Annotated in this window: 29 protein-coding genes; 28 read left to right on the top strand and 1 reads right to left on the bottom strand. The window is 63.3% G+C overall.

The annotated features are described in order from the left end of the window. The first annotated feature begins 49 nt into the window (after positions 1-49). From fliF to MRBLMS1_RS13605, 16 genes are all read left to right on the top strand, one after another. Positions 50-1,783 carry a flagellar basal-body MS-ring/collar protein FliF gene (gene fliF, locus MRBLMS1_RS13680; protein WP_485879733.1) on the top strand — a complete coding sequence of 578 codons (1,734 nt, stop codon included), beginning with the start codon at positions 50-52 and terminating at the stop codon, positions 1,781-1,783. Then, the gene (locus MRBLMS1_RS13675; protein ID WP_128139617.1) at positions 1,761-2,801 is read left to right on the top strand and encodes a flagellar motor switch protein FliG; all 1,041 of its coding nucleotides are present in this window, start codon (positions 1,761-1,763) and stop codon (positions 2,799-2,801) included. Before fliF ends, MRBLMS1_RS13675 begins: the two co-directional genes overlap by 23 nt. Then, positions 2,798-3,487, top strand: coding sequence for a flagellar assembly protein FliH (gene fliH / locus MRBLMS1_RS13670; protein WP_034787861.1), 690 nt, complete (start codon positions 2,798-2,800; stop codon positions 3,485-3,487). The genes MRBLMS1_RS13675 and fliH overlap by 4 nt, the downstream gene beginning before the upstream one ends. Next, on the top strand, positions 3,484-4,794 hold the full coding sequence (gene fliI / locus MRBLMS1_RS13665) for a flagellar protein export ATPase FliI (protein WP_128139619.1): 1,311 nt from the start codon (positions 3,484-3,486) through the stop codon (positions 4,792-4,794). Before fliH ends, fliI begins: the two co-directional genes overlap by 4 nt. An 8-nt stretch (positions 4,795-4,802) precedes the next feature. Next, the gene (locus tag MRBLMS1_RS13660) at positions 4,803-5,240 is read left to right on the top strand and encodes a flagellar export protein FliJ (protein ID WP_051991901.1); all 438 of its coding nucleotides are present in this window, start codon (positions 4,803-4,805) and stop codon (positions 5,238-5,240) included. A gap of 89 nt (positions 5,241-5,329) precedes the next feature. Next, a complete protein-coding gene (gene fliD / locus MRBLMS1_RS13655) occupies positions 5,330-6,757 on the top strand; it encodes a flagellar filament capping protein FliD (RefSeq protein ID WP_485879732.1) in 1,428 nt (475 codons plus the stop codon). A 51-nt stretch (positions 6,758-6,808) separates the two neighbouring features. Continuing rightward, positions 6,809-7,198 (top strand): flagellar export chaperone FliS, encoded by a 390-nt coding sequence (gene fliS / locus MRBLMS1_RS13650; protein ID WP_035818009.1) that lies wholly within the window; start codon positions 6,809-6,811, stop codon positions 7,196-7,198. Between the two features lie 31 nt (positions 7,199-7,229). Then, positions 7,230-7,508, top strand: a complete 279-nt coding sequence (locus MRBLMS1_RS13645; protein ID WP_223279150.1) for a hypothetical protein — start codon at positions 7,230-7,232, stop codon at positions 7,506-7,508. Beyond that, positions 7,505-8,671, top strand: a complete 1,167-nt coding sequence (locus MRBLMS1_RS13640) for a flagellar hook-length control protein FliK (protein WP_485879731.1) — start codon at positions 7,505-7,507, stop codon at positions 8,669-8,671. Before MRBLMS1_RS13645 ends, MRBLMS1_RS13640 begins: the two co-directional genes overlap by 4 nt. A gap of 11 nt (positions 8,672-8,682) precedes the next feature. Next, positions 8,683-9,147: a flagellar basal body-associated FliL family protein gene (locus MRBLMS1_RS13635; protein WP_317617251.1), complete on the top strand. Its 465-nt coding sequence runs from the start codon at positions 8,683-8,685 to the stop codon at positions 9,145-9,147. A 33-nt stretch (positions 9,148-9,180) separates the two neighbouring features. Next, positions 9,181-9,924 carry a FliA/WhiG family RNA polymerase sigma factor gene (locus MRBLMS1_RS13630; RefSeq protein WP_046684903.1) on the top strand — a complete coding sequence of 248 codons (744 nt, stop codon included), beginning with the start codon at positions 9,181-9,183 and terminating at the stop codon, positions 9,922-9,924. A 56-nt stretch (positions 9,925-9,980) separates the two neighbouring features. Then, positions 9,981-10,895, top strand: coding sequence for a flagellar motor stator protein MotA (motA, locus tag MRBLMS1_RS13625; RefSeq protein WP_034757817.1), 915 nt, complete (start codon positions 9,981-9,983; stop codon positions 10,893-10,895). Next, entirely contained in the window at positions 10,822-11,883 is a 1,062-nt protein-coding gene (locus MRBLMS1_RS13620) for a flagellar motor protein MotB (RefSeq protein WP_128139624.1), read from the top strand. The genes motA and MRBLMS1_RS13620 overlap by 74 nt, the downstream gene beginning before the upstream one ends. 16 nt (positions 11,884-11,899) lie before the next feature. Further along, positions 11,900-12,190 carry a flagellar biosynthesis anti-sigma factor FlgM gene (gene flgM / locus MRBLMS1_RS13615; protein WP_034757812.1) on the top strand — a complete coding sequence of 97 codons (291 nt, stop codon included), beginning with the start codon at positions 11,900-11,902 and terminating at the stop codon, positions 12,188-12,190. Then, positions 12,187-12,627 (top strand): flagellar export chaperone FlgN, encoded by a 441-nt coding sequence (flgN, locus tag MRBLMS1_RS13610; RefSeq protein WP_485879730.1) that lies wholly within the window; start codon positions 12,187-12,189, stop codon positions 12,625-12,627. The genes flgM and flgN overlap by 4 nt, the downstream gene beginning before the upstream one ends. Further along, the gene (locus MRBLMS1_RS13605; RefSeq protein WP_128139626.1) at positions 12,614-13,366 is read left to right on the top strand and encodes a glycoside hydrolase family 73 protein; all 753 of its coding nucleotides are present in this window, start codon (positions 12,614-12,616) and stop codon (positions 13,364-13,366) included. The genes flgN and MRBLMS1_RS13605 overlap by 14 nt, the downstream gene beginning before the upstream one ends. 5 nt (positions 13,367-13,371) lie before the next feature. Here the strand turns inward: MRBLMS1_RS13605 and flgA are convergent, their stop codons facing one another. Beyond that, entirely contained in the window at positions 13,372-13,992 is a 621-nt protein-coding gene (gene flgA, locus MRBLMS1_RS13600) for a flagellar basal body P-ring formation chaperone FlgA (protein WP_485879729.1), read from the bottom strand. A gap of 281 nt (positions 13,993-14,273) precedes the next feature. Here flgA and flgB point away from each other — a divergent pair, with 281 nt between their 5' ends. From flgB to MRBLMS1_RS13540, 12 genes are all read left to right on the top strand, one after another. Next, entirely contained in the window at positions 14,274-14,636 is a 363-nt protein-coding gene (gene flgB, locus MRBLMS1_RS13595; protein ID WP_034758109.1) for a flagellar basal body rod protein FlgB, read from the top strand. 8 nt (positions 14,637-14,644) lie between these two features. Beyond that, complete coding sequence (flgC, locus tag MRBLMS1_RS13590) at positions 14,645-15,061, top strand: flagellar basal body rod protein FlgC (protein WP_034757795.1); 417 nt, start codon at positions 14,645-14,647, stop codon at positions 15,059-15,061. Positions 15,062-15,064: 3 nt separating this feature from the next. Next, the gene (locus tag MRBLMS1_RS13585; protein WP_230518683.1) at positions 15,065-15,718 is read left to right on the top strand and encodes a flagellar hook capping FlgD N-terminal domain-containing protein; all 654 of its coding nucleotides are present in this window, start codon (positions 15,065-15,067) and stop codon (positions 15,716-15,718) included. A gap of 58 nt (positions 15,719-15,776) precedes the next feature. Further along, complete coding sequence (locus tag MRBLMS1_RS13580; RefSeq protein WP_230518684.1) at positions 15,777-16,955, top strand: flagellar hook protein FlgE; 1,179 nt, start codon at positions 15,777-15,779, stop codon at positions 16,953-16,955. Between the two features lie 26 nt (positions 16,956-16,981). Then, positions 16,982-17,710, top strand: coding sequence for a flagellar basal body rod protein FlgF (locus MRBLMS1_RS13575; RefSeq protein WP_485879728.1), 729 nt, complete (start codon positions 16,982-16,984; stop codon positions 17,708-17,710). Positions 17,711-17,742: 32 nt separating this feature from the next. Then, entirely contained in the window at positions 17,743-18,531 is a 789-nt protein-coding gene (flgG, locus tag MRBLMS1_RS13570; protein WP_170846442.1) for a flagellar basal-body rod protein FlgG, read from the top strand. A gap of 11 nt (positions 18,532-18,542) precedes the next feature. Then, positions 18,543-19,205 (top strand): flagellar basal body L-ring protein FlgH, encoded by a 663-nt coding sequence (flgH, locus tag MRBLMS1_RS13565; protein ID WP_230518686.1) that lies wholly within the window; start codon positions 18,543-18,545, stop codon positions 19,203-19,205. Positions 19,206-19,214: 9 nt separating this feature from the next. Then, positions 19,215-20,327, top strand: coding sequence for a flagellar basal body P-ring protein FlgI (locus tag MRBLMS1_RS13560; RefSeq protein WP_034757769.1), 1,113 nt, complete (start codon positions 19,215-19,217; stop codon positions 20,325-20,327). Further along, positions 20,324-20,716, top strand: coding sequence for a rod-binding protein (locus tag MRBLMS1_RS13555; protein WP_485879727.1), 393 nt, complete (start codon positions 20,324-20,326; stop codon positions 20,714-20,716). The genes MRBLMS1_RS13560 and MRBLMS1_RS13555 overlap by 4 nt, the downstream gene beginning before the upstream one ends. 81 nt (positions 20,717-20,797) lie before the next feature. Further along, positions 20,798-22,159, top strand: coding sequence for a flagellar hook-associated protein FlgK (flgK, locus tag MRBLMS1_RS13550; RefSeq protein WP_139092667.1), 1,362 nt, complete (start codon positions 20,798-20,800; stop codon positions 22,157-22,159). Positions 22,160-22,169: 10 nt separating this feature from the next. Continuing rightward, the gene (gene flgL / locus MRBLMS1_RS13545) at positions 22,170-23,081 is read left to right on the top strand and encodes a flagellar hook-associated protein FlgL (protein ID WP_485879726.1); all 912 of its coding nucleotides are present in this window, start codon (positions 22,170-22,172) and stop codon (positions 23,079-23,081) included. A 5-nt stretch (positions 23,082-23,086) separates the two neighbouring features. Continuing rightward, a complete protein-coding gene (locus MRBLMS1_RS13540) occupies positions 23,087-24,130 on the top strand; it encodes a hypothetical protein (RefSeq protein ID WP_485879725.1) in 1,044 nt (347 codons plus the stop codon). Positions 24,131-24,190 lie beyond the last annotated feature (60 nt).

Here is a 24,190-nt window from a genome sequence, read left to right as displayed (position 1 = left end):
TGATCCACGCCCAGCCTCCCAGCGAAAGTTACCCCAAGTGATTACCACCATGAAGTCCGCATTTGCGCGCTGGCGCCCTGGCGCCCAGCCCGCCATCCCGCCCGCCCTGCTGAAAAACCTGGTTCCCATCGTCGTGCTGGCCATCGGCATCACCGCCATGGTGACCATGTACGCGTGGCGCGACCAGGCCAACTACAAGCCGGTGTTTGGCGCGCGCGAAAAAGTGGCCGTGACGGACATGATGGCCACCCTGGATGCCGAGCACATCCCCTACCGTTTGCATCCGGACAGCGGCCAGGTGCTGGTGCCCGACGCCATGCTGGGCAAGGTGCGCATGCTGCTCGCCTCGAAAGGCGTGACGGCGCAGCTGCCGGCCGGCCTGGAGCTGATGGACAAGAATGACCCGCTGGGCGTGTCGCAATTCGTGCAGGACGTGCGCTTCCGCCGCGGCCTGGAAGGCGAACTGGCGCAAAGCATCATGACGATGGACGCGATCGCTTCGGCGCGCGTCCATCTGTCGATTGCCAAGTCGACGTCGTTCGTCGCCAGCGACGGCGACAAATCGTCGGCTTCCATCGTCGTGGCACTGAAAACGGGCCGCACCCTGGCGCCGGAACAGATCGCCGCCGTCATCAACATGGTGGCCGGCAGCGTCGCCAGCCTGGCGCCCACGCGCGTGAGTCTGGTCGACCAGGGCGGCAACCTGCTGTCCTCGCACGTCGACCTGACGGATGGCTTCGACGCGTCGGCCGCCGGCAATGAAGGCGCGAAACGCTTCCAGGATGACATCCGCCGCAACGTCACGGGCTTGCTGGGTCCCGTCATCGGCGAAGACAACTTCAAGCTCAGCGTGACGGCCGCCGTGAACAACGACCGCGTGGACGAAACGCTGGAAAAATACGGCGAGGCCCCGAAAGTGACGAGCGAGGCGATGCGCGAAGAACAGGAACGCAACCGCACCGTGGCCGGCATTCCCGGCAGCTTGTCGAACCGTCCGCCAGCGGCCGCCGTGCCGGCACCGGCCGACGCCGCCGGTGCCGCACCCGCCGATGGCGCACCGAAGCCGTCCGACGATGGCACGGCCCGCAAGAACGCCACCACGCGCCAGTACGCGTATGACCGCAGCATCACGCAGATCAAGCGCAGCCGCGGCCGCCTGGAAAAACTCAGCGTCGCCGTCGTCCTCAACAGCGCTGCCGCACCGAATCCGAAAACCGGCTGGACCCCTGCCGAACTGGGCAATATTGAAAAAATGCTGACCAGCGGCCTGGGCATCAACGCCCAGCGCGGTGACAGCCTGAGCCTGACGGCACTGGCCTTCCCTGCCAAGCCGCCTGTGGCGCAATGGTGGGAAGAGCGCGACACCGTCGTCGATTTCAGCAGCTGGCTGCTGTACGCGCTGGGCGCCGTGCTCGGCTACTTCCTGATCCTGCGTCCGCTGCTGCGCCTGCTGACCACGCGCCTGGCGCCGCCGCCACTGAAACAGCTCGATCCGGCTCTGGCATTGGGCGGCAGCAACGCCGCTGCCGCCGCCAATGGCGCGGCCGCTGCCGGTGCGCCGGCCCTGGGCGTGAACGGCTTGCCGGCCCTGGAAGGCGCCGCTGCCGCCAGCGGCAGCATGCCGGTCGTGCCGCTGCTGGAAAACTATGACTTGCCGCCACCAGGCTCGGCGGTCGACGTGATGGTCGACCACCTGAAAGTGCTGGCGGAAAAAGAACCCGAGCGTGTCGCCGAAGTCGTCAAACAATGGATGCAGAAAAATGGCCGAACTCAACAACAGTAATCCCTCCGACGGCGCCGAATACGAAAGCGCCAGTCTGAATCCCGTGGAACAGGCCGCCATCGTGCTGCTGAGCATCGGCGAAGAGCAGGCCGCCAACGTGCTGCGCTGCCTGTCGCGTGAAGAATTGCTGGAAGTCACGCAAGTGATGTCGCGCATGAGCGGCATCAAGGTCGAATCCGTGAAAACGGCCATGCAGACCTTCTTCGACGACTACCGCCAGCAAAGTGGCGTGCATGGCGCCTCGCGCAGCTACCTGAAGCGCTCGCTGGACATGGCGCTGGGCAGCGATATCGCGAATAGCGTCCTGAACAATATTTATGGCGATGCGATCCGCCCCAAAATGGCGCGTCTGCAGTGGGCCTCGCCAAAGTGGCTGGCCGAATACATCGTCAACGAGCACGTGCAGATGCAAGCCGTGTTCCTGGCCTTTTTGCCACCCGCGCTGGCTGGGCAGATCCTCGACGCCCTGCCCGTCGAAGGCCGCGACCTGGTCTTGCTGAACCTGGCACGCCTGGACGAGATCGACCGCGACCTGCTGGTCGAGCTCGACGAACTGGTGGGCCGCTGCCTGGGCACGCTCGACACGCAAAGCACCAGCGTGGAAGGCATCCGCCAGGCGGCCGAGATTCTCAACCGCATGCCGGGCAACCGCGCCGCGCTGGTCGAACTGCTGCGCGCGCACGACCCGGACGTCGTCTCGGAAATCGAACTGAGCATGTACGACTTCCTGATCCTGGCCACGCAGAGCGATGTCACGCTCACGCGCATCCTGGAAGACGTGCCGATGGAACAGTGGGCGATTGCACTCAAGGGCGCGGAACCGTCGATCCGCGACGCCGTGCTGAAAACCATGCCGCGCCGCCAGGCGCAGAGCTTCGAAGACATGATGCGCCGCTCGGGCCCCGTGCCGCTGTCGCGTATCGAACAGACGCGCCAGGAAATCATGGCCACCGTCAAGGGCCTCGCCGATGCGGGCGAGATCGAAGTGCAACTGTTTGCTGAAGCGGTGATCGAATGAAACACTTCCGCTCGTATCGTTTCCCGCCGCTGTCGCAATTCATCGCCGCCGGCCAGCGTGCCTCCAACGAGGACACGGATGGCCAGTGGCAAGCGTCCGTCTCGGAAGGCTTCGAGCAGGGCCAGCGCGACGGCTACGAAGTGGGCCTGGTGCAAGGCCAGCAAGACGGCTACGACACCGGACGCAACGATGGCATGGCGCAGGGCCGCGAAGAAGGCCGCAATGAAACCCTGGTGGCGCTGGACCGCCTGGCCCGCCCCGTCGACGCCATCTTGCGCGACCTGAAAAAAGTGCGCGCCGATTACCGCGAAGCGCAGCGCAAGGAAGTGGTCGACCTGGTGGCCAAGGTGGCGCGCCAGGTGATCCGCGCGGAACTGGCGCTGCAGCCGGTGCAATTGCTGGCCCTGGTCGACGAGACCCTGGCCTCGATGCCGCCCACGCGCGAGGAAATCGACGTCTTCCTCAATCCGGAAGAATTGAAACGCATCAGCGAACTCGATCCGAAGCGCGCCAAGCGCTGGAACCTGATCGCCGACGCGCGCCTCGACGCGGGCGAATGCCGCATCAAGGCGGGCGACAATGAAGTCGACGCGGGCTGCCATCAGCGCCTGTCGGCCTGCATGGAACAGGTCAGCAGCCACTTGGCGCTGGCCGCCGAACACGCGGATCAAGGCGCGCCTGCATGATCGCCGACACGCTGCGCAGCTTCGAGATCGGCGATATCCCGGTCGCGACACCGACCGGCCGCCTGGTCGGCGCTTCCGGCCTGCTGCTGGAAAGCGCCGGCTGCCGCCTGCACACGGGCCAGCGTTGTCAAATTGAAACTGTGAACGGCGAGTGGCTCGATGCGCAAGTCGTCGGCTTTCGCGAAAAACTGTCTTACCTGATGCCGTTCAAGAAGGCGACGGGACTGACCACTGGCGCGCGCGTACTGCCCTTGCCCGACAAGGCCAGCCTGCAAATCGGCCCGTCGTGGCTGGGCCGCATGGTCAATGGCCTCGGCGAACCGATCGACGACCTGGGCCGTCTCGGTGGCGAACACATCCTGGAAGTGACGCCGCCGAAGGTCAATCCCCTGAAGAAACAACCGGTGGTCGAGCCGCTCGACGTGGGCGTGCGCGCCATCAACAGCATGCTGACCCTGGGCAAGGGCCAGCGCGTGGGCCTGATGGCCGGTTCCGGCGTGGGCAAGAGCGTACTGCTGGGCCTGATCACGCGCCAGACGGTGGCCGATGTCGTCGTCGTCGGCCTGATCGGCGAGCGGGGCCGCGAAGTGCGCGAATTCGTCGAAAAGTCGCTGGGCGCCGAAGGCTTGAAGAAAGCCGTGCTGGTGATCGCGCCGGCCGATGAATCGCCGTTGATGCGCATCATGGCAACCGAACTGTGCCATTCGATCGCCGCCCATTTCCGCGACCAGGGCAAGCACGTGCTGCTGCTGGTCGATTCGCTGACGCGCTATGCGATGGCCTTACGCGAAGTGGCGCTGGCCCTGGGCGAGCCGCCGGCCACGCGCGGCTATCCACCGTCCGTCTTCTCGAACTTGCCGCAACTGGTGGAAAGCGCCGGCAATGGCGCCCACCCGGAAGGCAGCATGAGCGCCATCTACACGGTGCTGGCCGAAGGCGACGACCAGCAGGACCCGGTGGTCGACACGGCGCGCGCGATTCTCGACGGCCACATCGTACTCACGCGCGAACTGGCAGAGCGGGGCCACTACCCCGCCATCGACATCGCCGCCTCGATCAGCCGCTGCATGGCCCAGGTGATCACGCCCACCCACATGCAGGCGTCGCGCGCGCTGAAAGCGTCGATGGCGCGCCATGCGCGCGTGCGCGATCTGATCCCGCTGGGCGCCTACGTGCCCGGCGCCGACCCGATCACCGACCGCGCCGTGCAGTTGCACGCGCCCATCGAAGCGTTCCTGTGCCAGGGCACCAAGGAAGAAGCGCCGATGGCGCCGTGCATCGAACAACTTGAACAGATCATGGGCTAGGAGCATACGTGAGCAACGCGCATACCATCCGCAACCTGACCACCCTGGTCGGCCTGCGCAGCACCGAAGTGGAACGCCTGCAAAGCGAAATGGCGGCGCAGACGGCCGTGCGCGAGCGCTACCAGAAAAACCTGGAACGCCTGACGGGCCTGTATACGGATAGCGGCCCCAGCGGCGCCCTGCCCCTGGCTCTGTCCGTCAACTGCGGCAACTTCAAGCAGGCGGTCATGCAGATGGCCGACCAGCACCGTACCGACTTGCATTTGCACGAAGCCAACATGGCCGTTTCGCAACGCGCCCTGAATACGGCCTGGGCCAAGCGCGAGGTGCTGGACCAAGTGCTGACACAAAAACAAAAGCATGTTGCGAACGAGCAACAACGTGTCGATGCCAAGCGACAAGACGAACTGGCGACGCAATTCTGGTTCCGCGGGCAGGTAAAATGAGGTGTGTGTAAGTTTCTTTCAGGAAAACTTCACAAAACGGGAATAGGGGTCGCCTTGTACCGGTATATCCCTTTATTCAGGAGTCTGGCATGGCAAACGTAATTACTGCACCGCAATACGATCCGATCGTCACCGCAAAGAATCTGGCCACCAAGGCGGTTGCGGCGCAGCAGGACAAGTTGACAAAGCAGACCGCACTGGCAAACAACACGGCCACGGCGCTGAACAACCTGAAACTGGCCATGAGCGCCTTCCAGAGTTCGATGTCGACCATGAGCAGCAGCACCAAGTCGCTGCTGAGCCAGTCCGCCACCTTCAGCAATACGACCTATGGCAGCGGTTCGGCCGATGCCACGGCTGTTGCCGGCAGCTACTCCTTTTTTGTACAGCAACTTGCCACGGCAAGCCAGACGTCGTACGGCGGCCTGACCAGCAGCCCGGCCGCCGGCAGCGGTTCCCTGACCGTCCGCATCGGTGACCCGCTGGCCGCCGCCACGCCGGACAACAGCTTCCAGATCGACCTGACCGCCGCCGACAAGGATGCCGACGGCACCCTGACGCCACAGGAAATCGCCGCCGCCATCAATGGCGACAGCAAGAACAATTCACGCGTAACGGCCTCCATCGTCACCATCGGCAACCAGTCGCAGCTCGTCATGACCTCCAACCTGACGGGCAAGGATAACGCCGTCACCCTGGATGCATCGAGCGTGACGAACACCACGCTGACCAAGGCGCTGGTAACGGACGCGGCCGTCAACGTCAAGGAAGTCGTCAAGGCGCAGGACGCCATCGTCTGGCTGGGCGCGAAAGACACCGGCACGCAAATCACGCAAGCCTCGAATACCTTCACCAACGTGACGGGCGTGAAGATGACGTTCACGAAGGCCATGAACACGGGCGACGCGCCAGTCACGGTCACCGTGGCTACCGACAGCGGCGGCACGGCAACCAATGTGCAAGCCTTCGTCGATGCCTACAACAAGCTGAAAAGCGTACTGGACGGTTTGGCCAGCTCAGGCGACCCGGACAAGAATGTAGCGGCAGGCATCTTTGCCCACGATTCGGGCTTGAACGCCCTGCGCAGCAACATGAACAACCTACTGCGCCAAAGCGTCGGCGGCGTGTCGCTGGTGTCATACGGCGTTACCGCCAACCGCGATGGCACGCTGAGCCTGAATACGGCCAAATTGACCGCCAAGCTGGCGTCGAACCCGGGCGACCTGGACAAGTTGTTTGGCAACAACAGCCTGTCGGCGCCTTCCGGCGTGCTCGGCAGCCTGGACAAGGCCCTGAGCCAATGGAGCAACATTACCAAGGGTCAGCTGGTGCAGCGCCTTGATGCGAACACCAGCCTGCAGAAATCGCTGGGCAAGAGCACTGCCCTGCTGACAACGCAATACGACACGGCCTACAAGCGTTTCCTGGACCAGTTCACGCGCCTGCAGGTGATGCAGGAGCAAATGTACAAGACGGTCGACATGTTCGACGCCATGTTCGGCAACGACAAATCCTAAGGCGAGCGTGCCTGCCGCGCCGCCGCAAGTTTATACAGTGAGAAATAAAACATGTTAAACAATGAAGCTTACGGCAACTACCACGCCGTCAACCTGGATGCCCAGACCGCCCGCGCTACACCGGTCGAGCTGGTACTGGTGCTGACGGACGGACTGCTGGAAGAACTGGCGCGCGCGCGCGGGCACATCGTGGGCAAGCGCTACGAGCAAAAGGCTGTCAGCCTGGACAAGTGCACGCAAATCATCAACGGTTTGTCGAGCTCGCTCGATTTCGACAATGGCGGCGAAGTGGTGGTCAACCTGGCGCGCCTGTACGACTATTGCGTGGCGCGCCTGTACACGGCCGGCATCAAGCTCGACCCCACCCTGATCGACGAAGTGACGACCTTGATGACGACCATCAAGCGCGGCTGGGTGGGCGTCCAGGCCAACAATGCCTAGGCGCGCGGCGCTGCAGCAGCTGAGCCGGCAATTGAGCGCGGCGGTCGCTCAGCCGGACTGGGATGCGATGGAAAAACTCTCGGCCAGCCTGGCGAAAAACATCCCGCTGCTGGCCGAACGGGGCGCATGGAATGCGCAGGAACAAACAGAATTGTTGCATTTGCGCAAAATTCACGCGCAAGCGGTTAAAATTTGCTCTGAGGAAAAAGAACGCCTGGGTCAACACCTGGGTGCATTACAGGCAAATAAGGAAGGTTGGGTCGCCTACGCCGCGCTCGGCGAATACGACTCGGACGGGAATCAAGCATGATCATGAACTTCAACACGGCGCCGGCCGCTCCGGCACCAGCGGCCCCAGCCGCATCCGCACCAACTCCGGCGACAGCGCCGTCACAAGCCGCCGCATTGCCCGGCATGCCAGGCTATGCCGGCAATGGCGCCGCCCCCTCCGCCCTGCCCCTGTTTGCGCAGGTGCTCGATGTGAGCGGCGTGGCAACGCCCGACGCCGACACGCCCGCGCCCGCCAAGGACGGCGATACCGACAGCCCGGCCGACAGCAGCCTGCCAGCCATGGCCGCCCCCGTCATCGGCTTGCCGGTAAACATGCTGCCACCGGCGGACGTCGCTGCGGCCGAAGCACGCGCCTACGCGCAGGCGCAGTTACAGACACAAGCTCAAGCACAGACACAAGTGCAGGCGAATGTGGCGCAAGCCAACCCGGCACTCAACATCAGCCTGCATCCGGCGGCGATCACCTTGAATGCGCCGGCAACGGCGCCAGCGCCAGGCCGCGACACGCGCGAGCCGCTGGCCGCCGCCAATCCGGCGACGCCCGCCAAAGGCAGCGCGCCGGCACAGCCGTTCGAATCGCTGTTGCAGCAAAGCGCTCCTGGCACAGTCGCCCCTGCCGTTGCCGCGGTTGCCGCGCGCGAGGGCGAACGTGGCGCCGCAGCACCGGCCACGCCCAACCTGGGCCTGACGGGCGCCGTCGGCAATACAGCCACAGCGGCCCCGGCCGGCGACACCATCAAGCTCAACGGCCCAGCCCAGCAATGGCAGGAACCGCTGCGCGAAGCGCTGGGCGAACGCCTGCAGACGCAGATCGGCCGCAACAGCGAACACGCGACAATCCGCCTCGACCCGCCCATGCTGGGACGCATTGAAATTTCCATCCGCCACACGGCCGGTGCGCTGCAGGTGAACGTCACGGCGTCGAACTCGGAAGTATTGCGCCAGTTGCAAGGCATCGGCGAAAACATGCGCAGCGACCTGGCGCAGCGCCAGTACACCGACGTGGCCGTCAATATCAGCGCCACCCCGCGCAGCCCCGCCGCCCAGGCGTTTGCCGAAGGCGATGCGCGCGGCCAGCGTCAACCGGGCCGCCAGCACGATGATGCCGAGCCGGGCCGCGCCCTGTCCGACGGCAGCACTGCCGCCACCACTTACGCCATGCACGAGCGAGAGACCGCCTGATGAATATGAAAATGAAACTGATAGCCGGCTTTGTCGGCGTGGCCGTGCTGGCCGCCGGTGCGGCTGGCGGCGCCATGTGGTATTTGGCCAAGCCGGTCGCCGGCCATGCCGATGCAGCCGAAGCGAAAGCCCCGCCACCGCCGGCCACGGGCAAGAAGGCGCGCAAGTTCCTCACGCTCGACAAAGTCATCGTGATGCTGCGCCGTGGCCCCGGCGAAGGCGAAACGCATTATCTGTCGGCCGACCTGGTGATTGCCACCACCGAGGAAAAGGAAAAACTGACGAAGGACCACTTGCCGCTGATGCGCTCGATCGCCGTCAGCACCCTGTCGAGCTTTCCGCTGGACAAGGCGCAGACCATGACCGTGGAGCAATATGCGGAGCAGATCAACAAGGCCTTCAACGTCAGCTACGAGCGCGAACAGATGGAAAAACCGTTCACCGAAGTCATGGTCGGCAAGCTGATCATTGAATAAGCCAACACGCCAGCCGACCTAGTGGGAGATCCCTTGGCCTATGTAGAGCAATACCAGGAAGCGTACGGCGCCGGCGAATATGCCGCCGCCAGCGCTTGCGCGGCCGTGCTCAGCGTTGCTGAAGAGCAACAACATCTGGTGGCGTACTCCCCTTTGGTGAAACGCATCGTGCGCCAGCTTAATTCGCAGGTGTCGGGCGCCATCGACCGCGACGATATGGAACAGATTGGCCTGATGGGCTTGCTCGAAGCCTTGCGCCGCTACGGCGTGCCGGACCAGTCTTTCGGCAGCTATGCCAGCCTGCGCATCCGCGGCGCCATCCTCGACGAACTGCGGCGCCAGGACTGGCGTCCGCGTGCCGTGCGCCAGGAAAGCCACCGCCTGCGCGACAGCGTGCGCGCCCTGACCCGCCGCCTTGGACGCGAGCCGCTGGACGCGGAAATCATGGCCGCCCTGAAGCTGACGCCGGAAGCCTTCCAGGAATATCAATTGGCGGAAAACGCCGAGCTGATCGCCAGTTTCGACGAAGTGCTGCAGGAAAGCCTGGGACAGGCTGACAGCGCACCGAGCCCGGAAGAGCAATTGATGGTGCGGCGCAGCCTGGAGCAGGCGCTGCGCGCGCTGGACGAACGCGAGCAGCGCGTGATCCAGATGTATTACGAATTCGAACTGAGCTACAAAGAAATAGCCGCCGTACTGGACCTGAGCGACGCCCGCGTCTGCCAGCTCAACAAGACGGCGCTGGGCAAGATGAAAGCCATGCTGCAAGACGCATAAGTTTCAGCACTATCCATCAAATTGACGCAGCACAATGACGCAGAAAGGCAGTTGACATGGTAATTATCGGTATCTTAATCGTGATGGGGTGTGTATTCGGAGGCTTCGCCCTGATGGGCGGCACCGTCCACGCGATCTGGCAACCGGTCGAGCTGATCATCATCATCGGCGCCGCCGTCGGCGCCCTGGTGCTGGGCAACCCGAAGCATGTACTCGGTGAAATGCTGCACCAGATGCGCAAGATCGTCACGCACAAGAAGCAAGGCTCGGAATTCCAGCGCCAGTTGCTGCTGCTGATGTATGAACTGCTGCAAACGGCCGCCGGCGGCCTGAAGGCGCTCGACGCCCACGTCGAGGCGCCGCGCGAAAGCGCCCTGTTCCAGCGCTACCCGCTGGTGCTGGAAGAGCCGAAACTGCTGGCCTTCATCGTCGACAACTTCCGTTTGATGGCGATGGGCAAGATCAACGCGCATGAACTCGAAGGCGTGCTGGAGCAGGAACTGGAAGCCATCCACGATGAATTGCTGCAACCGTCGAAGTCCTTGCACAAGATCGCCGAAGCGATGCCCGGTTTCGGTATTCTGGCCGCCGTTCTCGGTATCGTGATGGCCATGAATTCCGTGGCCGACGGCGCCGATGCGGCGGAAATTTCGGAAAAAGTGGGTGCCGCCATGGTCGGTACCTTCATCGGTATTTTCTTCTGCTACGGCGTGCTCGATCCGATGTGCAACATGATGAAGCAGCTGGTGGGCGAGGAAGGCTCGACCATGGAATGCGTGAAGGTCGTGCTGGTCACGCACGTGGCGGGCAAACCGCCGCTGCTGGCCATCGATGCGGGTCGCCGCCTGGTGCAGCTGAACATCAAGCCGAGCTTCGCCCAGCTGGAAAGCTGGATCAATGCGCTGGAAGATGGCGGCGCCGAACAAGAGCAAGGCCAAGGCCGGGGAGGCCGCCGTGCTAAAGCCGCATGAGAAACATGAACAGGCCATCATCAAGCGTGCGGGACGCAAGCACGACGACGATGGCCATGGCGGCGCCTGGAAAGTAGCGTTCGCCGACTTTTGCCTGGCCCTGCTGTCGCTGTTCCTCGTGTTGTGGCTGATGGCCGCGCGCGAGCAGCAGGCGATGAAGGAAATCATGATGGATGCGTCGGCCAGCAGCCGCCAGGGCGAAGGCCAGGGCGTCATGCCGGAACAGAGCGGCGGTACGCGCGGCAGCCTGATCGAGCGCTTCCCCATGCCCCGCAAGGGCTCGGGCGACACGCGCACGGAAGGCAAGCAGATGCAGGACGGCAAGGCCGGCGCCGCGCCGCAAAATCAGACCAAGGTCAGCTACCAGTCGCCGGAAGACTTGCTGTCGCTGTCGCGCGCGCTCGACAAGCTCAGCGACGAAGCTGGACTGAAGAGCAACCTGCAATCGGTGATCACGCCGTACGGCTTGCGTGTCATGCTGCATGATACGGACAAGCAAGGCATGTTCGTGCGCGGCAGCGCCGTGCCGACCGACCGTTTCCGCAAGCTGCTGCGCCAGATGGGCCCCGTGTTCGCGCAAATGGAAAACCAGATGCTGATCGTCGGCCACACGGATTCGATGCAATACGCCAATACCGGCTATGAAGGCTTTTCGAACTGGACCCTGTCGGCCAACCGCGCCATGTCGGCGCGCGCGCAATTGTTGATCGGCAGCATGAGTCCGGACAGCGTGCTGCAAGTGGTGGGCATGGCCGACCGCGCGCCGCTGGACGTGAAAAATGCCAGCGCCGGCATCAACCGCCGCATCGAACTGTTAATATTGACGCGTGGCCAGGCCGACAGCATCGCCGCCATGTTCGGCATGGCCGGACAAAAGCCGCAAGGCGACGAATTGCAGGTGGGTGAACCGGACTCCGGTACCCTGCAACGGCTGCGCGAAAAACTGGGCCTGCCCGCAAAGAAAGATCGGGACGAGCATGCAAATTAAGGGCAAGGGACAACGTATGAAAATCTCCTCCGGCAATACCGGTGCTGCCGTGCGCAGCAGCGCCGTCGCGCCTGCCGAGGCGATCGCCGAGAACGCGGGCGCCGCAGGCGCCATGGGCGGCTCGTCGGCCGGGGCGGAACTGCAATCGGCCGTGCTGCAACCGGCCATGGCCGCCCTGCGCGCCATGCCCGAGATCGACCATGAAAGAGTGGCCATGCTGCGCGATGCGCTGGCCAAGGGCGAATTGCCGTTCGATCCATCGAAACTGGCAGGCTTGATCCAGCGTTTCCACGGCGGTGAATCGTGACCGCGCCGCGCAAGGGCATCACGCGCCAGGAAGCCGTGCGCCGCGTACTGCAAGGCATGACGGAGGACCGCGCTGGCTATGCGGCCCTGCAAACCTTATTGGAAGAGCAATTCCAGGCCACCTTGCACCACCAGAGCGCCCGGCTGACGGCGCTGGCCGACCAGGTCGTCGCCGCCGTCGAACCGCTCGATGCGCGCCGCCGCCAGCGGGTCAGCCTCGTCACTGCCCTGCTGGGCCCGCAAGGCGATATGGCGCAACTGTTTGCGATGTTGCAAGAAGACGCGCGTACGGCCGCCCAGCGCGACTGGGCCGCGCTCGAGCAGATGGTGCTCGAATGCAAGCGCCTGAATGCCCGCAACAGCGATTTATTAACAGAGCAGTACAGCATCATGCAGCGCGTGCTGCATGGCGAGGAAGATACGTATGCGCCAGGCTGATTTCCTGACCACCCGCGCCACGGCGGCAACGCCATCGACGGCGGCCACATCCGCCGTGCAAAGCAATATGCGCGCCACCGACGCCACCGGCTCCAGCGGCAGCTTCAGCAGCGTGTTCCGGCAAGTGCAGGGCGAAGTGGCCCGCTTCATCGAACAGGGTGGCGGCAACGCCACCAGCCTGAGCCCGCAAGGACGCGCCTACCTGGAGCAAAGCCAGCCCGTCAATGTGCTGGGCAGCATCAACCAGGGCGGCGAGATCGGCGAGACACAACAGCAATTCCTCGCCTCGATCAAGCCGTGGACGGAAGAAACGGGCGCACGCCTGGGTGTGGCGCCGGAAATCGTCGCCGCCCACGCGGCGCTGGAATCGGGCTGGGGCCAGCGTCCGCTGCGCCAGGGCACGGGCGCGGACACGAATAATCTGTTCGGCATCAAGGCAGGCGGCAAATGGCAGGGCGACGTGGCCAGCAACATGACGACAGAGTACGAAGCGGGCAGCGGTACGGCGCTGAAGAAAACCGAGCGTTTCCGCAGCTACCCGGACCAGGCCAGCGCCTTCCGCGATTATGCGCAAGTGTTGCTCGACAACCCACGCTACCGCGCCGCCCTGAACACGGGCGCCGACGCGGGCGCCTTTGCGCAAGGTCTGGCGCGCGGCGGCTATGCCACCGATCCCAACTACGCCGCCAAGCTGACACAGCTGGCGACACGTCTGCAGCGCACGGCCGCCGCAGACTGATCTCCTTAACGGCCGGGAATATCGGCCGGTTCCACCACGCCCGCATCGACCACCCTGGCGCGTATCACCGTGCCGCTGGTGGCGTTGCGCACGCGGATCACCTCACCCAGCGCGCCCGGATCCATCGCTTCGCCGGCCATGCTCACTTCCACTTGTTCCTTGCGCGCCACGATGCTGACCGCACTACCCCGCTTGATCAGCACGGGCGACGCGAGCTGCCCCTGGCGCAGCACTTCGCCGGCACGCAAGCTGCGCCGGCTCGACAAGCCAATCGCGCCGGGCAAGGAAGCAATACTGTCCGGCACCATCGTCACGTCGCGCCGCGCCAACGTTACGTCGCCCGATTGCAACGGTGTATTGGCCGTGACGGGCACGCTGGTAACGGCCACCTGGGCCGTGATGCTGCCGCGCGCCAGCATTTCGTAACGCCAACCGTTGCTTCCAGGACACACCGCGACAAAGCGCATGCGCTGCGCCGAGCGGCTGTCCGCCGTCTCCAGCGCCACGGGCGCCGCGCACGCTGGCACTGGGCGCGTGCTTTTCACGACGGTCACCTGAAACTGGGGTTCCAGCAGCCCCGCCTTGGCCGCCTGCTGCGCCAATTGCTCACGCGCCAACTGTTCCACACGTGAAAATATATTGTCGGCTGGCAATTCTGCGCGACCTGCACTACTATATAGGCTGGCCAGTAAAAAGAGGCCTGGAAGCAGTATTTGACGACATTGCGCCTTGTTCCACATCACGAAATAGTTCTCAAAGTAAATCATTGCTAACCTTAATCAAAGATACTGAAGCGGCATGACCTTACCATGCGTCAACATGACCTGGCTGAGATTTTACCTCTGCACCACCTGTTTTCTGGCCCGAACCGCAAAAAGCACGATCGAATTCAACACAAAGGATGACCATGGGGATTAATTTCAAGGATGCGCTGGGCGTGCACGCCGATGCACTCGCGCTGCGTGCCGACCGTACACGCGTGCTGGCGGCCAACATCGCCAATGAAAACACGCCCGGCTTCCAGGCCATGGACATGGATTTCGGCAGCGCCCTGCAACAGTTGCAGGACAACGAGGCCGGCCTGCTGTCGACCGATGACGATGCGAGCGCCCTGTACCGTGTCCCCTACCACCCTAGCCGCGACGGCAATACCGTCGAAATTGGCGTCGAGCAGGCGGCATTCTCGCAGAATGCCACCGACTTCCAGACCAGCCTCACTTTCGTCAACATGAAACTGAAGGGTCTGTCCAAGGCCATTTCCGGACAATAAGGATCAGCATGAGCTTCCAGGATATCTCCAAGATCGCCGGTTCGGCGATGGCCGCGCAAACCGTGCGCCTCAATACCATCGCCAGCAACCTGGCCAATGCCGATTCCGTTGCCGGTTCCGAAGGCGAAACCTATCGCGCGCGCAAACCCGTGTTTGCGGCCGTGATGGATGGCCCTGGCGCCAGCGGTGCCGGCGGAAGAGTACAGGTGCTCGACGTGGTGCAAAGCGACGAGCCCCTGCGCAAGGTGTACGAGCCGGGCCACCCGATGGCCAATGCCGATGGCATGGTGTTCTACCCCAACGTCAACCAGGTAGCCGAGATGACCGACATGATGTCGGCGTCGCGCGCCTTTGAAACCAATGTCGAAGTTCTGGGCCGCATCAAGTCGATGCAGCAATCGCTCCTCAAATTAGGTGAAGCATAATCCATGGAAACCAATCTCTTTACAAACAATACCAGCGGCAGCGGCAGCAACAGCAATGCAGTCAAGTCGCAAAGCAATGCCACCCAGGATATGTTCACCAAATTGCTGGTCGCCCAGATCAAGAACCAGGATCCCCTGGCACCGACCGATCCGAGCCAGTTCGTCAATCAATTGACGCAGCAGGCGCAGACGGAAGCGATGCAAAACCTGTCGGCGCTGACCAGCGCCAATGCCAGCGTGCTGCAATCGATGCAAGTACTGGCGCTGGGTGCGCAAGTGGGTTCCGAAGTGATGGTCAACAGTGAAACGGTGCAGCTCGACAAGAGCAAGGTCAGCGGCAGCATCGCGCTGGCCGCCAGCACCACCAAGACCACGGTGACCCTGAAAGGGCTGGACGACAAGGAATACAAGATCGAACTGGGCGCCAAGTCGGCCGGCACGGTGCCGTTCACCATCGATCCCGTGGCCTTGGGCTTGCCTGCCGGTACCTACAGCATGAAGGTCACCACCAGCGGCGCCGAAAAACCATCGGTCGATATCGCAGGCAAACTCAACAGCGTGCGCCTGTCGTCCGGCGGCAGCATGATACTGAGCGTGTCGAACCTGGGCGAAGTCAACCCTGGCGCGATCACCGGCTTTAACGGCAAGACGGCCTGATCCGCTCGCCCCTTCGTTTCCTGCACACTAATCTCGTCCTTCACTAAAGGAAATCAACATGAGTTTCGACATCGCCCTGTCCGGTATCCAGTCCATCAACCAACAGTTGAACAGCACCAGTAACAATATCGCCAATGCCGGCACCTACGGCTTCAAGAGCAGCCGCGCCAACTTTTCGGCCATGTACGCCGGTTCGCGCGCCACGGGCACGGAAATCGGCTCGATCACGCAAAGCATGTCGCTCAATGGCGGCGTGCTGAACACGGGCCGCGCGCTCGACGCAGCCATCGATGGCCGCGGCTATTTCGTCGCGCGCGATGCGCAAAACACCATGAGCTACAGCCGTGTCGGTATCTTCTCGGCCAGCAATGAAGGCAAGCTGATCGATTCGAACGGCCGCCTGGTACAGGGCTATGCCGCCGTCAAGGGCAGCACCACCCTGGGCACCATGGGCGACATGAACATTCCAACGGGCCAGATTCCCGCCGTGGCGTCGACCAAGCTCGCGTATGCGGCCAACATGTCGTCCGAATGGACCATCAAGGCCGTGCCCTTCAACAAGACCAACGAACTGAGCTACAACAGCGCCAAGACCTCGATCGTCTACGATTCGCTGGGCGCCAAGCACTCGCTGGGCCAGTACTTCGTCAAGACGGCAACGGGCGTGGATGTGCACTACACCTTCGACAACGCCGATGTAACGCCGGTGACGAGCATGACCTTCGACACGAACGGCAAGCTGGTAACGGGCACGGCCGCCACGCCAGTGCTGCCGACGCCGGCTGGCGCGGCAGCGCTTGCGATCGCCATCGACTACACGGGCACCACCCAGTACGCCGGCGAAGCGACGACCTCGACCGACCGCGCCGACGGCTATGCCTCGGGCACCTACACGGGCGTGGAACTGGCTGATGATGGCTCCGTCGTGGCGAAATACACGAACGGCCAGAAGCAAAGCATCGGCGTGATCGCCCTGGCCACCTTCCCCGACGAAGGCGCGCTGACGGCCGTCAACGATACCAGCTGGGTCGCTTCGACCACGTCCGGCACCGCCATCTATGACCGTCCGGGCGTCGGCATGGCCGGCAAACTGGTGACGAGCTCGCTGGAACAGTCGAACGTCGACATCACCTCCGAACTGGTGGGTCTGATGACGTCGCAGCGTAACTACCAGGCCAACTCGAAGGTCATCTCGACCGAAAACGCCATGCTGCAATCGCTGATGCAAGCGCTGTAATTCACGATACGCAAAGGTAAAGAGCAATGGATGCGCTGATTTATACCGCCATGAGCGGGGCCGACCGTGCCCTGCGGGCACAGCAGGTACACGCCAACAATCTGGCCAATATCGAGACGGGCGGCTTTCGCGCCAACCTGGAAGTGTCCACTGCCCAGCCGCTGCAAAACGGCTATGGCTACGACGACCGCCACATGACGCAGACACAGTCGAGCGCCATCGGCACGCGCACGGGCGCCATCAAGGAAACGGGACGCGAACTCGACGTGGCCGTCACGGGCCCCGGTTTTCTCGCGGTGCAATGGCAAAACGGCGAAGCCTACACGCGCGCCGGCGCCATGGACCTCGATGAAACGGGCGCGCTGACCATCAACGGCCGGCCCGTGCTGGGCGAAGGCGGACCCATCACGATTCCCGAGCACACCAGCCTGTCGATCGGCGGCGATGGCACGATTTCCATCCAGGTGCCGGGCACCGCGCAAATGCAGACCGTCGACAAGCTCAAGCTGGTCAATGCGGAATCGGGCGAGCTGACGAAGAACGAGGCAGGCCTGATCGTGGCGCGCAGCGGCGAAGACTTGCAGGCCGATCCGGCGGTACGCCTGCGCGACCGCCATCTGGAAGGCAGCAACGTCTCGGCCGTCGAGGAAATGGTCGCCACCATGAGCCTGAACCGCAGTTTCGAGATACAGATGAAAATTTTCAAGGCCAGCGACGCGATGACTGAGTCCGGCAACCGCCTGCTGGGCGCCTAAGCCCAACGCCAACCAATTACCAGGAGTACATCATGAATCCAGCAATGTGGATCAGCAAGACCGGCGTGCAAGCACAAGATGCCAAACTGCAAGCCATCGCGAATAACCTGGCCAACGTCAATACCGTTGGTTTCAAGCGCGACCGCGTCGTCTTCGAAGACCTGTTTTACCAGGTCGAGCAGCAGCCGGGCACGCAGCGCGCCGACAATACCCTCTCGCCATCGGGCGTACAGCTGGGTAACGGTACCCACATGGTGGGCACGCAAAAGGTGTTTACCACCGGCAGCCTGCAAACGACGAGCCGCGAATTCGACGTCGCCATCACCGGCAACGGCTTTTTGCAAGTGCTGCGCCCGAACGGCGAAGCGGCTTACACGCGCGCCGGCCAGTTGAGCCTGAATGAAAACGGCGTGATGGTCAACGCCCAAGGCCTGCCGCTGGTGCCGCAGATCACCGTGCCGAACAACGCCACGGCGATCACCATCGGTGAAAACGGCATGGTCACGGCCACCGTGCCGGGCAATGTCGCCGGTACCGAACTGGGCCAGTTGAACCTTTCCAGCTTCGTCAACCCGACGGGCCTGCTGGCACTCGGTGAAAACCTGTTCCAGGAAACGGCATCGAGCGGCACGCCGACGGAAGGCCGTCCCGGCGAAGGCGCCCTGGGCAAGCTGAAGCAGTTCGCGCTGGAAGGCTCGAATGTGCAGGTGGTCGAAGAGATGGTCGACATGATCGCTGCCCAGCGCACCTATGAAATGAACACCAAGGTGCTGTCGGCCGCCGACAATATGCTGCAATACCTGGCGCAAGCGGCACGCTGATGACAGCCGCCATGAAAGCCACGGCAGCCATGCTGCTGGTGTTGATGGCCGGTTGCGCCAGCCAGCCGATGGCGCCCCTGGCGCCCAGCTTTTCCGATACGCCGCTGCCCGTGGCGCCGCGCAGCGCTGCGCAAGGTGGCGTGGGCGGCGGCGTCTTCAATCCCGACGCGGGCCTGGCCCTGACTTCCGACAGCCGCGCCTTCCGCGTCGGCGACGTCGTCACGGTGGCACTGCAGGAAACCACGCAGGCCAGCAAGAAGGCGGGCACCTCGTTCAACAAGGGCTCGTCCGTCGGCGTGCAGGCGGCCAATCTCCTCGGCAAGACCTTCCCCAAGACGGGCATCGACCTGTCGGCCGACCGCAACTTCGCCGGCGACTCGACCAGCACGCAGCAAAACGCGCTGTCCGGCGCCATCACGGTGATCGTGCAGGAAGTGCTGCCGAACGGCTTGCTGCGCGTGCAGGGCGAGAAAACCCTGACCCTGAACCAGGGCGAGGAATTCGTGCGCCTGCGCGGCTACCTGCGCGCGGCCGACATCGATTCGAACAACCAGGTGTCATCGTTGCGCATTGCCAATGCGCAGATCGCCTATTCCGGCCAGGGCACCCTGGCCGAAGCCAACAAACCAGGCTGGCTGACGCGCTTCTTCGTCGGCCCATGGATGCCGTTTTAAGGTGAGCTCATGAAATTTCGTTCCGCCCTGCCCCTGGCAGCCATGCTCGCTGCCTTGTCCGGCTTTGCCCTGCCCGCCAGCGCCGCGCAAGTGCTGCGCAACCTGGTCAGCATCGAGGGCGTGCGCGACAATCCGCTGGTCGGCTACGGCCTCGTCGTGGGCCTGAACGGCAGCGGCGACACCACCCAGGTAAAATTTTCCAGCCAGTCCGTGGTCAACATGCTCAAGCAGTTCGGCGTGAAGATGCCGGATGGCGCCGAATCGAAAAGCAAGAACGTCGCCACCGTCATGGTCAGCGCCGTATTCCCCCCGGGATACCGCCGTGGCCAGGCCATCGACGTCACCGTCTCGTCGCTTGGCGATGCGAAAAGCTTGCGTGGCGGCACCTTGCTGCTCACGCAATTGCGCGCGGCCGACAATGAAACGTATGCGCTGGCGCAAGGTAACGTCGTCGTCGGCGGCTTGAACGCCACAGGCAAGAGCGGCTCGTCCGTCACCGTCAACACGCCCACCTCGGGCCGCATTCCCAACGGCGCCAACATCGAGCGCGAAATCCTCAGCGATTTCTCGACCAAGCCGACCGTCACCCTGAACTTGCGCCACCCGCATTTCGAGACGGCCATCAATATCGTCGAAGCCGTCAACCGCCGCTTTGGCGCCGTCGCCACCACGCGCGACGCCACCAGCGTGGAAGTACTGGCGCCGGAAAACCCGACCCAGCGCGTTGCCTTCATGGCCAAGCTGGAAGCGCTCTCCGTCGACGTCGGCGTCGACACGCCGAAAGTGGTGTTCAATTCGCGCACCGGCACCGTGGTCATCGCCGAAGGCTTGCGCGTGAAGGCGGCCGCCGTCACGCACGGCTCGCTGAAAGTGGTCATTTCCGAAAGCTCGGCAGTAAGCCAGCCGGCGCCATTCGGCCGCGGCCAGACCACCGTCACGCCGCAATCGAAGGTGTCCGTCGACCAGGGCAACGGCAATATGTTCAAATGGCCGGCCGGCGCCAAGCTGCAGGCCATCATCGACGTCGTCAACAGTCTGGGCGCTTCGCCCGATGACATCATGGCAATTCTGCAAGCCCTGGACCAAGCCGGGGCCATCGAAGGCGAACTGGTGGTTATATGATGAATATCAACGACAGCAGCAGCGCCCTGCCCTCGGCACTCGACGACCGCTCTCCCGCAGCCGCCACGCCGGCCGACCCCCGCTATGCGGCCAAGGCCACCGAGGCGGCCGTCAAGTTCGAAGCCTTCTTCATCTCGCACATGCTGCGCCAGATGCGTTCGGGCACGCGCGAGATGGCGGGCGAAGACAGCGTCTTCAAGGACCCGGTCAACAGCGACATGCTGGAAATGGCCGACAACCTGGTGGCCGACAAAATGGCCGGCCAGCGCGCCTTCGGCATCGCCGACGCCATCCTGCGCCAGCTGCTGCCGGCGGCCGGTGCCCCCGTGGCAGCCAAAAGCGCCGCCAAGACCGACGATATTGCAACGCCGCTTAATAAATCCGTCTGAAGTGTCGCCTGTACAAGGTAACAAGGACTCAATGCCCGCCCACTCGCACGCGCCACACTCTTCACGAAAGAAACTTGCCCAATGAGCATCATCAGCAATGCATTGTCAGGCAGCATCGCCGCCCAGGCCGCACTCAATGCGGCAAGCCAGAACATCGCCAACCTGCAAACGGCGGGCTACACGCGCCAGGGTGTACTGCTGTCGTCGCTTGGCGCCACCGCCGGTGTGCGCTCGGCCGGCAATGGCGTGGAAGTGTCCGCCCTGCTGCGCTTTGCCGATGCTTATAAAAGCCAGCAAATGTGGCGCGCCGCGTCCGACCAGGGCGCCCGTTCGCAGACCCAGCCTTACCTGACCCAGCTCGAACGCGTGATGGGCGACGATGCGTCGAGCATCAGCAATGGCATCGACGGTTTCTTCAAGGCCCTGAACGCGGCCGCCGTCGACCCGACGTCGACGCCGCTGCGCCAGCAGATCGTCACCTCGGCCGACGCCATGGCGCAGCGCTTCAACAGCATCAGCACCGTCATGGGCAACCAGTTGCTGTCGCTGCAGCAGCAACGGGCAGCGATCGTGCCGCAAGCTAATACCGCGCTGGCCAATATCGCCGCGTTGAACCAGCGCATCAGCACCTCCACGGCGTCTGGCACGAATGTGTCGTCGCTGATGGATGCGCGCGACCAGCTGATCGATGGCCTGGCGGCGCAAATGGGCATCGAGGTACTCGACCAGCCGGATGGCTCGCGCAATGTTTCGCTGAAGTCGGGCCAGCCGCTCGTCATCGGCAGCCTGGCTGGCACGCTGACCAGCAGCATGACGAACACGGGCGACCAAACCCTGAGCCTCGATTTCGCCAAGTCCTCGTACACGCTCGATCTGGTCGCCATCGGCGGCCAGATGGGCGGCCTCGGCGAATTCGAGAAAAATACCCTGAAACCGCTGCAACAGTCGCTGCAAGACATGGCTACCCAATTGACCAGCAAGGTCAACGCGCAGCTGGCGCTGGGAACAACCATGGCCGGCACTCCCGGTGCCCCACTGCTGGCCTACGCGAATGGCAAGCTGAGCATTACCCCGGGCTTCAACGCCAAGGACCTGGCCCTGTCGCTGACGGGCCAGGCTGGCGACAGCGGCAACCTGCAGAAATTGATCGACATCAAGAATCAGCCGATCACCGTGAGCTGGGTGGGTTCCGTCCTGATGAGCGACGCGGACACGCAGCTTGTCGGCAAGCTGGCTATCTACAGCCAGCAGAACCAGTCCTTGCTGAAGACGGCCAACACGGTGCGCGCGCAAGCGATCGACGACTGGAAATCCACGAGCGGCGTGAACAAGGACGAGGAAGCAATGAACCTGGTCGAATTCCAGAATATGTACCAGGCAAACATGAAAGTCATTTCCGTGGCGAATACCTTGTTTGATGCCACTTTGCAAATGATGGGTTAAGGAGAAGATCATGCGTATCGCCAGTAGCCAGTACCAATCGCTGATCAATATTTCGCTTCAGCAAAACCAGGAACGCATCAATTACCTGACCCAGCAGATGGCCTCGGGCTTGCGCATCCAGCTGCCATCGGACGATCCGATCGGCAACGTGCGCATTTCTCGCCTGACGCGCGAGCAAGCCATGGTCTCGCAATATCAGGACAATATCGCCACGGTGAAAGTGCGCCTGCTGAAAAACGAAAACTACCTGTCGAGCATGGTTACCGACATGGGCCAGGCGCGCGACCTGCTGGTGTGGGCGGCCGACGGCAGCAATGCCCCCGACGACCTGAATGCAATGACGCAATCGCTGGTCGCCATGCGCGACAGCGTGCTGTACACGGCCAATCTGAAGGACCAGGAAGGCCGCTACATGTTTTCCGGCACCGCTACCGACCAACCGGCGATCAAGTACGACGCGACGGCGGCTGCCGGTTCGCGCTACAGCTACATCGGCAACACCGACACGCAAACCGTGGTGGTGGGCAATGGCGTGACGCAGGCGGCCAACGTCGACGTGAAGAACCTGGAAGTATGGCTCAACAAGATCGACCAGGTCATCACCACCCTTGGCACCCCGGGCGTCAGTCCGAACGACCCGGCCGTGCGCGCCGTGGTGGGCGCAGGCCTGAACGGCACGGATGACGGCATGGATCTGCTCTCGGGCAAGATCGCCATCTTCGGCGGCGCGCAGAACATTCTGTCCACTTTGTCCGGCAACCTGGCCAATGTGGCGCTGTCGAATGACATGGCCTTGTCCGATTTAAAAAAAACCGACATGGGCGCGGCCGCCATCGAACTGACCGGCTACCAGACTGCCCTCCAGGCAACATACAAGGCATACGCCAAGGTTGGCACCATTTCCCTGTTTGATCTTCTCTGACCATCATGCAAATCGTTCAGACCTCCTCCTCTTCCGGCGTCAATGCCAAAGGCGCCGGCACAGCCCGCGCCGTCGATGACGCGTCCGCCGCCATCAACGGCAGCGCCAGTGCGCGCAGCGATGCGCCAGCGGCGAAGAGGTCAACGGCGAGCCTGCAACGTGGCCTGAGCAACTGGGATCACCAGCTGCAGGGGGAGATTTCCAACGCGCAGCAAACACTCGACTACCTGGAACGCAGCAGCAGCCAGTTGCAAGCGCTGAAAAGCGAACTGGCGGCCAAGCTGGCCGCGCGCCAGGGCCGCGAAGGGCAAGTCGAGGCAAGAGTACGCCAGTTCAGCAATACCTGGCGCCAGCGCGCCAGCGCCTCGGGCGGCACGCTCGACGCACAGCTCGGCTATACCAGCCCGCAAGCGGCACAGCAGAACTTCAGCATCCGCGGCCTGACCATGGCCAGCCTGCAGGAAGGCCCGCAGGAAGTGCTGGCGTTTTCCGTCGGCGGCGCGAACCAGGCCTTGCGCTCGGTCAATATCGAACCTGGCCTGAGCACGAACGAAATCGTCTCGCGCTTTGACCGCGCTTTGATGCCATCGGGCATCGGCGTCAAGCTGGGCGAGAATGGCGAACTGGTGTTCAGTACGTCGGAAGCGGCCTGGGCCAACGTGCGCGACAGCCTGTCCGTGCGCGGCAGCGGTATCCGCTACCCGACCGGCCAGATGAGCCGCGTGCGCACGGATGCGGAACCGGCCGCCATCGCCCCGGAAGAATGGAATACCGGCGACGTGGAAGCCCTGCGCGCCACCTTGCAGCAAGTGGTGCAGGCGCTGGCGCAGTTGCAGGCGGCGCGCAGTTCCGTCAGCCTGGCCCTGGCGCAAGCAACAGGACGGGTCGCCCGTGCGCAACCGGTGCAAGTGAACGTCAGCATGGATACCCTGGCGGAAAACTTCACGCAAAAGGCCAGCGAACCCGGCTATGAATCGCTGCTGGCGATCAGCTCGGCATTGGTCGGCATCAGCCGAGAGAGAGTCGTCGCCCTGCTGGGCCTGGAATAACCGCTTCCCGCGCGTGCGCCGCCCTGGCGCACGCGGCAATAATGGGGCATGCCCCTACTT

The sequence above is a fragment of the Massilia sp. LMS1-1-1.1 genome, from assembly GCF_040815535.1.
GTDB lineage: Bacteria > Pseudomonadota > Gammaproteobacteria > Burkholderiales > Burkholderiaceae_D > Janthinobacterium > Janthinobacterium aestuarii.
Note: the sequence above shows the minus strand (reverse complement) of the source record. Positions and strands in the feature narration are given on the sequence as shown.